At 72.3% G+C, this 9118-nt stretch carries 8 protein-coding genes; 4 read left to right on the top strand and 4 right to left on the bottom strand.

What is annotated here, in order from left to right; all coding sequences use genetic code 11:
* Nucleotides 1-184: 184 nt before the first annotated feature.
* Both H0B54_RS20315 and H0B54_RS20310 read left to right on the top strand, forming a co-directional pair.
* The gene (locus H0B54_RS20315) at nt 185-850 is read left to right on the top strand and encodes an NnrU family protein (protein WP_188261835.1); all 666 of its coding nucleotides are present in this window, start codon (nt 185-187) and stop codon (nt 848-850) included.
* A 77-nt stretch (nt 851-927) separates the two neighbouring features.
* A complete protein-coding gene (locus H0B54_RS20310; protein WP_188261834.1) occupies nt 928-1197 on the top strand; it encodes a DUF2934 domain-containing protein in 270 nt (89 codons plus the stop codon).
* A gap of 23 nt (nt 1198-1220) precedes the next feature.
* Here the strand turns inward: H0B54_RS20310 and H0B54_RS20305 are convergent, their stop codons facing one another.
* Both H0B54_RS20305 and H0B54_RS20300 read right to left on the bottom strand, forming a co-directional pair.
* Entirely contained in the window at nt 1221-1958 is a 738-nt protein-coding gene (locus tag H0B54_RS20305) for a hypothetical protein (RefSeq protein WP_246472642.1), read from the bottom strand.
* 34 nt (nt 1959-1992) lie between these two features.
* Nucleotides 1993-3099: a Do family serine endopeptidase gene (locus tag H0B54_RS20300; protein ID WP_188261833.1), complete on the bottom strand. Its 1107-nt coding sequence runs from the start codon at nt 3097-3099 to the stop codon at nt 1993-1995.
* Between the two features lie 409 nt (nt 3100-3508).
* Here H0B54_RS20300 and H0B54_RS20295 point away from each other — a divergent pair, with 409 nt between their 5' ends.
* Together H0B54_RS20295 and H0B54_RS20290 are read left to right on the top strand one after the other, a co-directional pair.
* Entirely contained in the window at nt 3509-4468 is a 960-nt protein-coding gene (locus tag H0B54_RS20295) for a hypothetical protein (RefSeq protein WP_188261832.1), read from the top strand.
* Between the two features lie 43 nt (nt 4469-4511).
* On the top strand, nt 4512-5750 hold the full coding sequence (locus tag H0B54_RS20290; protein ID WP_246472641.1) for a pentapeptide repeat-containing protein: 1239 nt from the start codon (nt 4512-4514) through the stop codon (nt 5748-5750).
* Nucleotides 5751-5835: 85 nt separating this feature from the next.
* On the opposite strand, the gene H0B54_RS20285 is transcribed toward H0B54_RS20290, so the two are convergent.
* A complete protein-coding gene (locus H0B54_RS20285) occupies nt 5836-7245 on the bottom strand; it encodes a heme biosynthesis protein HemY (protein WP_188261830.1) in 1410 nt (469 codons plus the stop codon).
* Nucleotides 7242-9065, bottom strand: coding sequence for a COG4223 family protein (locus H0B54_RS30300; RefSeq protein ID WP_188261829.1), 1824 nt, complete (start codon nt 9063-9065; stop codon nt 7242-7244). Before H0B54_RS30300 ends, H0B54_RS20285 begins: the two co-directional genes overlap by 4 nt.
* Between the last annotated feature and the right edge of the window lie 53 nt (nt 9066-9118).

Genomic DNA, 9118 nt, shown 5'->3' with positions numbered 1-9118 from the left:
TCTGGGGGAGCTGGCTGCCGGTTCCGTCTGCGTCGGGGCCCGGCCTGTTCGATGACCAGACACTACGCCCCACCGCCCATCCCGGCTGTGGCCTGCACCACACTCGGACGCGGTTTGCTTTCAGCGCGGCATGCTTGACGTTCATCAAGACTCCGTCGGGCAAAGCGGTGTTTTCTCGGCCCCCATGACCACCGACCTCCTCCTCGCCGCCCTGTTCCTGTTCGCCACCCACGCCGTGCCGTCCTGGCCGGGGGTGCGGCCGTGGCTGATCGCCCGGTTGGGGCGGGGCGGGTTCGTCGCCCTGCATTCGCTGGGCTCGCTGCTGGCGCTCGGCCTGTTCGTCTGGGCCTACCGCGAGGCCGGGGGCGGGGAGCCGCTGTTCGTTCCCGCCGGCTGGGCGGCGCCGCTCGTCGTCGCGCTGATGCCGCTGTCCTTCCTGCTGATCACCGCCCGCGTCACCAGCAAGGCTGGCGAGCCCGACGCCCCCAACCCGCCGCGGGGCATCTACCGGATCACCCGCTTTCCCGGCAGCATGGGGCTGCTGCTGTGGGCGCTGCTGCATCTGCAAGCCACCGGGGATGGGCGGCGGGTCGTGCTGTTCGTCGCGATGGTGGCCATCGCCCTGTTCGCCATGGTCAAGAACGACTGGCTGCTGCGCCGCAGCGCTCCCGGGCGGGCCTACCGGGCGGAGACCTCCGCTCTGCCCTTCGCCGCCATCCTGGCCGGACGCCAGAGCTTCCGTCCCGGAGAGATCGGCTGGGGCCGTGTTCTGGGCGCGCTGGCCGCCTACGCCGCGATGATCGCGGTGCATCCCTGGCTGTTCGGGGTCAGCCCGCTCTATTGGCTGTAGCGGGAAGGCCCGCGGCACGCCGTGCCGCTCCGCCTGTTGACGGTCATGACAACAGACCGCACAGGGAGGACAGCGCCATGGAGCATCACACCGGCCCCGACGACCCCCGCGTCCGCGAGCGCGCTCACGCCATCTGGGAGCGGGAGGGCCGTCCCGAGGGGCGCCACATCGAGCATTGGCAGCAGGCCGTCCGCGAGATCGCCGAGGAGGACGCCGTCCCCGGCCCGGAGGCCGGGCTGCAGACCCCCGACAGCGCCAGCGAGCGCGCCCTGCACGAAGCCGCCGAGCACCTGCGCGGCGTGGACGCGCACAGCCACCACCGCGAATCCTCGCCGGCGGACCGCTGACGGCGGCCCGTCGGTCCTCGTCGTCAGTCCTCGTCGTCCAGGGACAGTTGGCGAACTTCAAGCCGGGGGTCGGGCCGTTGGGAATTGGGCTGCGGCAGCGGGCGCGGCTCCGCCGCCCGGCCCGCGGCGGGAGGCGGGGCGGCGCGGGGCGGGCGCAGCGGCTTGTTCACCGTGCCCCGCGGCCCGATGCTTGGCTCGTCGCCGAAATCGGGCAGGGGCGGGCAGCGGTCCATCACCGCGCGCATCAGGACGGCGACGCGGTCCGTCTGCTTGCGCAGACCCTGCCCGCGCTCCCCGTCGTAGAGCGGGTCGTCGAGAAACTTGCGGATCTCCATCAGCGCGCGGAATTCCACCCCCACCGTCTCGTGGGTGCCGATGGGCAGCGCCTTGACCCGTGCGAAGGTGTTGAAGAAGCCGAGGCTCTCCTCCACGAACAGGATCACCATGCGGGCGTGCAGGCGCTCCAGCGCGGTGGTCATCGGGCCGATCAACTCCTCCATCTCCGATGGGGCGGCGTCCAGCCGTTCCTGGGTCACCGCGGCCAGCGAGAAGAAGTCGCGCACCTTGCGGGAGAACTTGCGGTAGCGGCCCATCCCGCCGACCGACACGCGCTCCCGCGCCGCTGCCGCCAGATCCGCGCATTTCTTCAGCATGTCGTCGAGCCGCATCAGCATGCGGGCGACCTCGCGCTGGCGCTGGGCCGCGCTGACCATGGGGGCGGGCGGGGCCTGCCGGCGGGGAGGGGAGGGGCGGCCGATCATCAGACCATGGTTATCCCGATCCGGTCCGCCGGGTCTAGTTCGCCGTTCGGACGTTCAGCACCCGTTCGCTGCCGCCGCGCAGGACGGTCACCTGCAGCGGCGTGCCGGCCCGCACCAGACCCATGCGGTTGCGGAAGTCGGTGGCGCTGCGCACCGGGCGCCCGTTCACCGCGGTCACCACGTCGCCGCTGCGGAAGCCGGCGCGCTCGGCGGCGGACCCGCGCTCCACCTGGGCGATGACCGCCCCGGCGTCGCCGGCCAAATTCATGCTGTCCGCCAGGTCCGGGGTCAGGTCCTGGATGGAGACGCCCAGCCGGCCGCGCCGCACCTCGCCATACTCGACCAGCTGCTCCATCACCGAGCGGACGATGCTGACCGGCACGGCGAAGCCGATGCCGACCGACCCGCCGGCCGGGCCGATGATCGCGGTGTTGATGCCGACCAGCTCCCCGTTGAAGTTCACCAGCGCGCCGCCGGAGTTGCCGGGGTTGATGGAGGCGTCGGTCTGGATGAAGTCCTCGTACCCCTCGATCTTCAGCCCGCTGCGGCCGAGCGCCGAGACGATGCCGGAGGTCACCGTCTGGCCCAGCCCGAAGGGGTTGCCGATGGCGACCAGGAAGTCGCCGACCTTGAGCTGGTCCGAATCGCCCCAGGGCAGGGCGGTCAGCTTCTCCGCCTCGATCTTCAGCAGCGCGATGTCGGTCGCCGCATCCCGACCGACCAGCTTGGCGCGCAGGCGGCGGCGGTCCTTCAGGGTGACGGCGATCTCCTGCGCGTTCTCCACCACATGGGCGTTGGTGATGACGTAGCCGCGCCGCGCGTCGACGATGACGCCGGACCCGGCGCTGACCTGCGGGCGGGCCTGCTGTTCGGGGACGTTGAAGAAACGGCGGAAGAAGGGATCGCGCAGCAGCGGGTTCTCGGCCTGCGGCGCCCGCGACAGGACGGCGATGTTGACGACGGCGGGGGTCACCTGCTCCAGCATCGGCGCGATGGTCGTCACCCCGGTGACCCCGGCGGGCAGGGCCGCCGCTGCAGGGGCAGGGGCCAGACCCGCGCTCGGAACGCCGATCCCCAAAAGCCCGGCCACGCACGCCGCCCCGGCAAACCGAAGCGCCGCGAACCGAAGCGTCGTCCTCATCGGCATCTTGTCCCCGTTCCTGTTGTTCCGTACCGCGTTGGCGCGGCTGATGTGGGCGAGCGGCGCCTGTGGGTCAAGCCTGCGCGCCCTTTGCCCCGCCGCTCGGCCAGCGCCGGGGTGGTGGAGTATAGGGCAGCGGCGGCGGCGGGAGAATCCTCCATACCGCAGCTCCGCCTTCTTTCCCAACTCCGCCCCGGTGAGCGGCTTCCATGATTGGTTGCATGACGAGGGGGTGCGTCACCGCGCACCACCCATGACTTCATTAAGACTTTGTTCAGCGGGATCTGCGAGGCAGAGATGTGTAGGATTTGCCTGAAATCCAGGCCATGTCTGGTGTAACCTCAGTTTTCCTAAGACGTGCTTTCCTCCATGGCGGATTCTCAACAGCGGCCCGCCGACGGTGACGACGATGAGCGATGTTCCTCTGATGGAACTGACCGAGCATGACTACCTCCAGATGGAGGAGGCGCTGTCGCAAACCGCGCGCGGCCGCGCGTTCCTGCGCATGCGCGACCGACGATCCCGCGTGGTCGCGGTGGACGAGTTCCACCGGCTGACCGGCGCGCTGGAGCAGCAGGTCAACCGGCTGCGTGGGGTGGACTCCGGCGCCTTGCCCCGTCCGGTGCCGGGAGGCGGGATGGGGGATGGCCTGCAGCTTCAGCAGGAGCTGATGTCGATCACCCAGGTGGTGCGCGAGACGCGCAGCGACATCGCCGCGCTACGCCCTGCCGACACCGGGTCGAACCGCATCGAGGCGGCGACCGGCGAGCTGGACGAGATCGTCGCGGCGACCGAGCGCGCCACCACCGACATCCTGAACGCCACCGAGAAGATCCAGGAGATCACCCAGAGCATTCCGCGCACCGATCCCGACATCGCGGAGATGGTCGACGCCATCGACGCCTGGAGCATCGAGATCATGACCGCCTGCGCCTTCCAGGACATCACCGGTCAGCGCACCACCAAGGTGGTCAACACGCTGCGCTACATCGAGCAGCGCGTGAACACGATGATCGAGATCTGGGGCGTCGACCGCATCGCCACCGCCTCGGAAACCGCGTCCATGGGCGAGGGGGCGTCCCACCGCAAGCTGGGCGACACCCGGCCCGACGCGCATCTGCTGAACGGCCCGCAGCTCGGCGGGCCGGAGGTCAGCCAGGACGACATCGACGCCCTGTTCGACACATTGGCCACGCAGATCCCCCAGGTGCTGGAACGGGCCGAGCCGGCGGAGGCGCCCGCACCGCCCCCACCCCCTCCTCCGCCCGCCGCTGCGAAGCCGGCCCCGCGACCCGCCGCCCCGGCGCCCGAACCGTCGGGCGGCGGCAGCGAGATTTCGCAGGCCGACATCGACGCGCTGTTCGCCTGAGGCGCCGATGGCGAACGACGGCTCCCACAAGTCCCGGATACGCTTGAGCCAGGAGCAGCTGGACCGGGTGTGCGAGCGCCATGTCCGCTTCACCGAGGGGCGGCCCAACGGCGCCCGCGCCAACCTGCCCTTCTTCGACCTGACCGGGCTCGACCTGTCGGGCCGCAACCTGACCGGCGCGCACCTGTCCGGAGCCATCCTGCGCGACGCCCGGATGCGGGGAACCATCCTCGACCACGCCGACCTTTATGGCGCGGACCTGCGCGGCGCCGACCTGACGGAAGCCCGCCTCTACCGCACCGACCTGCGCGGCGCCAACGTGCGCGGCGCCATTCTGGACGGCGCGGTGATGGTGGAGGTCGACCTGCGCGACGGCAGCGTCGCCAACCGCAGCGCGTCCGGCGAGCTGAAGGTGGTCGGGTTCGAACCGGGACCGGCGGACATGGCCTCGGCCAAGCTGACCAACGCCGACATGGCCCGCGCCAAGCTGTCGGGCAGCTTCGCGCGGGCGGCCGACTTCACCAATTCCCGCCTGTCGGGCGCGCGGCTCCAGCGCACCGACCTGCGCGACTGCAATTTCTCCGGCGCCGACCTCCAGGGGGCCGACCTGAACGGCGCCGATCTGCGCGGCGCAATCCTGGACGGCGCCAAGGTGTCGGAACTGGACCTCGTCACCTCCATCCGCACCGACGAGGAGGCCGTGGCCGCGGCCCAGGCGCCCCCGCCCATCCTGGAACCGGACGAGGATCCGGCGGCGGAGCCCGCCCACCCGGCGATCGCGGCGGCGGACATCGAGGTTCTGCTGCACCAGCACCTGCTGTGGCTCGGCACCAGCGGCCAGAAGGGGCGCCAGCTCGACCTGACCGGCCTGAACCTGGACGGGGCCGATCTGTCGGGCAAGGTGCTGACGCTCGCCAAGGGCTCCGGCGTGCGGCTGCGCCACGCCCGGCTGAACGGCGCGCAGCTCCAGGCGGCCCAGTTCGACGGGGCCGATCTGCGCTCCGCCGACCTGCGCGGCGCCGACCTGCGCGGCGCGAAGCTGGACCGCGCGATCCTCATCGACGGCTGCCTGGACGGAGCCAATCTGGGGCTGCTGCTGATCAGCGCCGGGGCGAAGGTGATGCGCGCCTCGCTGGTGCGCGCCCGCATGGCCGGCGCCTCGCTCAGCGCCACGAACATGAAGGGCTGCGACTTGACGCTGGCCGACCTGACCGGCTGCGACCGCAGCGGCGCGATCTTCGACGAGGCCATCCTGGACGGCGCCCGGCTGGGCAGCGCGTAAGGGTTCGGACCGATTCACCACAAAGAAAAAGCCCCTCCCCGGCGGACCGGGAAGGGGCTTTTTTCCGGCTGCGACCAGCGCGCGGCTAGGTCGCTCCCTGGGTGACGATCTGGCCTCCCGGCGCGACGCCCGGCTGGCCGGTGACGGGCTCCGTCACCTGATGGGTGATGGTCGCCGGAGCGGACTCCGGGCTCATCAGCGACATGCTGACGGTCGGGGTCTTCCATTCAAGGCTGTCGAACGCGCCGCAATGGCCGCACAGGCCGCCCCAGCTCGGGCTGACCGCGTTGCAGGCGGTGCAGGTCCAGGCTGCGTCCGCCGGGGCGTTGGCCGCCTGGGCCAGCCAAGCGCGTGCCGCCTCCTCGTCCTGCCGCTCCGCCCGCTCCAGCTCGGCCAGGAGCTGGAAGACGCGGCGGGAGGGCCGCATCTCCAGGGCCTTGGTCAGGTGGGCGCGGGCCTCGCCCCACAGCTGGGCGTCGAGGGCGGCGCGGGCCACGGCGAGCAGCGACTCGACGTCGTTGGGGGCGTGGTTGCGCAGCTTCTCGAACAGCTTGACGCGGGTCATCGGGTCGTAGCTGGAGACCACCTCCCGGTAGGCCGAGGTCAGATCCGGGTGCGGGTTGACGCGCCAGCAGCGCTCGATGGTCTTGGCGGCGTTCTTGTGCTTGCCGACCGCCATCTGCAGACGGGCCGCGCGGGCCGCCGCCGGGACGAAGCCGGACAGCAGGTCGTGCGCCGCCTGGGCGTGCGACAGGGCCGAGTCGGACCGGCCGCGGCGCTCCGCCTCGAAGCTGCGCTCCAGAAGCAGGGTGGCGCGGTGGCGGCGGCCGTCGTCGGGGTTGATGGCGCCGGCCTGGACGGCCTGCTGCAGCGTGCCTTCCGCCGCCGCCCATTCGCCCGAGCGGGCTTCCAGGTCGTACAGCGTGCCGAGCAGCCAGGGCGTGTTGGGCTGGAGCGACTGGGCGCGGCGGGCGAGCTGCAGCGCCTCCACCCGGTCGCCGGCCTTCAGCGACTGCGTCAGCAGGCCGCGCAGGCCGAGGAAGGCGGTCTCCGGCCGGTCGAGCATGGCCGTGAAGTACTCCTTCGCCGCGCGGTCGTCTCCCTGGAGCTGGGCGGCCTGGGCCGACAGCAGCATGGTCAGCGGCGGCTCGTTCAGCAGCCCGTCGGCCTTGCGGGCCATCTTGCGGGCGGTCGTGGCGTCGCCGGCGGCGACGGCCACCATGCCGCGGGTCAGCGCCTGATAGCCGCGCTCGCGCCGGCGCGACCGGCGGTAGCGGCCGAAGTTGCGCGGCGCGCCGAGGATGGCGCGGGCCAGCCGGTACAGGACGATGCCCGCCGCCAAGGCGGCGACGCCGATCAGGATGGCGATGCCGAAGCCGGTCTCGACGACGTAGCCCTGCCAGTTGATGGCGACGGTGCCGGGGTGGTTGGCCAGCCAGACCGCGATCGCGACGACGATGGCGACCTTGATGATGAACCAGATGGCGCGTGTCATTGGGCCGCTCCCTTGACCCCGGCGGACTGCGACATCAGGCCGATGGCGCGGTTGGTGAGCTGCTGGCCGGCCTCGTTGGCGGCCAGGCGGGCCTTGGCGTCGGCGATCCACGGGGCGGCGACCTGCGCCGCCGGACCCTTCAGGGCCGCCAGCTCGTTGACCGCGCCGCCGAGGTTGCCGGCCTGCAGCGCGGCTTCGGCGCGGGCGACCACCGCCGAGGCGCTGTCGCCGACCGCGTCGCCGCCCGAGCGGCGCACGGTGACCAGCGTGGCGATCTTGCCGGTGACCTGCTCCACCCAGTCGTTGCCCTCGCCCTGGTTGTCGGCGCGCACGATGTCGGAGGCCATGGCGCTGAAGCGGTCGGTGAGCTGCGGCTGCGTCGGCACGCCCTTGGCGGCGTAGCCGGCCACGGCCTCCAGCGGCTGCGTCACCTGCGCGTCGCCCGACGCCACGGCACGGACGGCCTGGAGTTCCTGCTGGAACGGCTGCCCGGCGGCCAGAGCGGAGCGCAGCTGCCCGGCGGCGAGCACCAGCGCCTGGGCGGCGGCGGCGGTGTCGCGGCGGGATTCCACCGCCTGGTTGACGGCGGCCAGCTCCTGCTTCAGCGCGTCCACCTCCTGGCGGATCTGCCCGGCGGCCTGGGCCTCGCTGCCCACCGCGTCGACGCGCTGCTGGACCTGACCGAGTTGCTCGGTCAGTTGGGCGACGCGCGGGTCGGGCTCGGCCGGGGCGGCGGCGGTGGCCTGCGGACGCTCTTCGAGCTGCTGGATGCGGGCGGCAAGCTGGCCGACGGCGTTGTCCAGCGTCTGCTGGTCGATGCCGGCGGCGGCGTTGCCCTCGGCCGGGGCGGCGGGGCGCTGCTCCAGCTTGGCGAGGCGCTCGGACAACTGCTGGATCTGGTTGCGCAGGGCCGGGTCGGGCTGCGGCGCGGGCGCCGTGGCGGCCGGACCGGCGGCGGGTCCGCCAGCGGTGGGCCAGCCGGGGACGCGCGGGCCCCACCAGGGCTGCGACAGGGCGGCGGCGCCGACCAGCAGGGCGATCAGCGACACGGCGGTGGCGAAGCCGGCGCCGGACTTGCGCTCCTCGCGCGGCGCCTCGTAGCGCGGCGGCTCATAGGAGGAGGCGGTGTAGGCGGGGGCGGGGGGCTCCACCGGGGGCGGCGGCTCGCTCTTGATCCCCTCGGACTTGAAGGGATCGGCCTTGGCCTGCTCGATCCGGGTCTCCTCGACCTTGACCTCTTCGGACCGGATCTCCTTGCCCTTGTTCGTCTCGGCCTTCACGTCGCCGCCGGGCAGCGTGTCGGCGGCGCCCGGCAAAGTGGAGGGCGGCAGAGTGTCCGCGGCGGGCGGCAGGTCCGTGGCCGGCACCGGGCCACCGCCCGGCAGCGTGTCGGCGCCCGGCAGGGTGTCCTCGGCCTTGACGGGCTCGGCGCTCCCGGGGAGGGGGGCGGCGGACGCGATGATGGCGGCGTCCGGCGGCAGCGGCGTCACCGAATCGGCGGCGTCGGGAGCGTTGCGGTCCTCGCTCGGCGTGGCGGCTTCCAGGTCGGCTTCGCTCAGCTTGATCCGGTGCTTGGCGGCGGAGGCGCGAAGGTCGGCGTGGCGGGCCAGCGGAATGGCGCCGCGCTTCTTCCAGCCCTGCACCGTGGTGACCGGGATGTCCAGCTTGTGGGCCATGGGGCGGATGCCGCCGAAGCGTTCGATGATGCGTTCGACGGCGGGGCCGCCGGCCACTTGGTTCTGGTCGGGCGTCTGGTTCTGGTCGGACGGCGTGTGGCCGTTCGGGTCAGCCTCGTGTTCGGAGCCTGGGCGAGAGGTCATTGGGTGCCTTCTGGTCGCAGTTGTTCTCAACGAACGCCACACAAGCCCCCAAG

Origin of the sequence: Azospirillum tabaci, from assembly GCF_014596085.1 — a bacterium.
Taxonomy (GTDB): Bacteria; Pseudomonadota; Alphaproteobacteria; order Azospirillales; family Azospirillaceae; genus Azospirillum; species Azospirillum tabaci.
Note: the sequence above shows the minus strand (reverse complement) of the source record. Positions and strands in the feature narration are given on the sequence as shown.

Excerpts from the sequence above, each read along its gene's own strand:
- H0B54_RS20315 (WP_188261835.1), top strand. The coding sequence starts at position 185 with ATGACCACCGACCTCCTCCTCGCCGCCCTGTTCCTGTTCGCCACCCAC.
- H0B54_RS20310 (WP_188261834.1), top strand. The coding sequence starts at position 928 with ATGGAGCATCACACCGGCCCCGACGACCCCCGCGTCCGCGAGCGCGCT.
- H0B54_RS20305 (WP_246472642.1), bottom strand. The coding sequence starts at position 1,958 with ATGATCGGCCGCCCCTCCCCTCCCCGCCGGCAGGCCCCGCCCGCCCCC.
- H0B54_RS20300 (WP_188261833.1), bottom strand. The coding sequence starts at position 3,099 with ATGAGGACGACGCTTCGGTTCGCGGCGCTTCGGTTTGCCGGGGCGGCG.
- H0B54_RS20295 (WP_188261832.1), top strand. The coding sequence starts at position 3,509 with ATGAGCGATGTTCCTCTGATGGAACTGACCGAGCATGACTACCTCCAG.
- H0B54_RS20285 (WP_188261830.1), bottom strand. The coding sequence starts at position 7,245 with ATGACACGCGCCATCTGGTTCATCATCAAGGTCGCCATCGTCGTCGCG.
- H0B54_RS30300 (WP_188261829.1), bottom strand. The coding sequence starts at position 9,065 with ATGACCTCTCGCCCAGGCTCCGAACACGAGGCTGACCCGAACGGCCAC.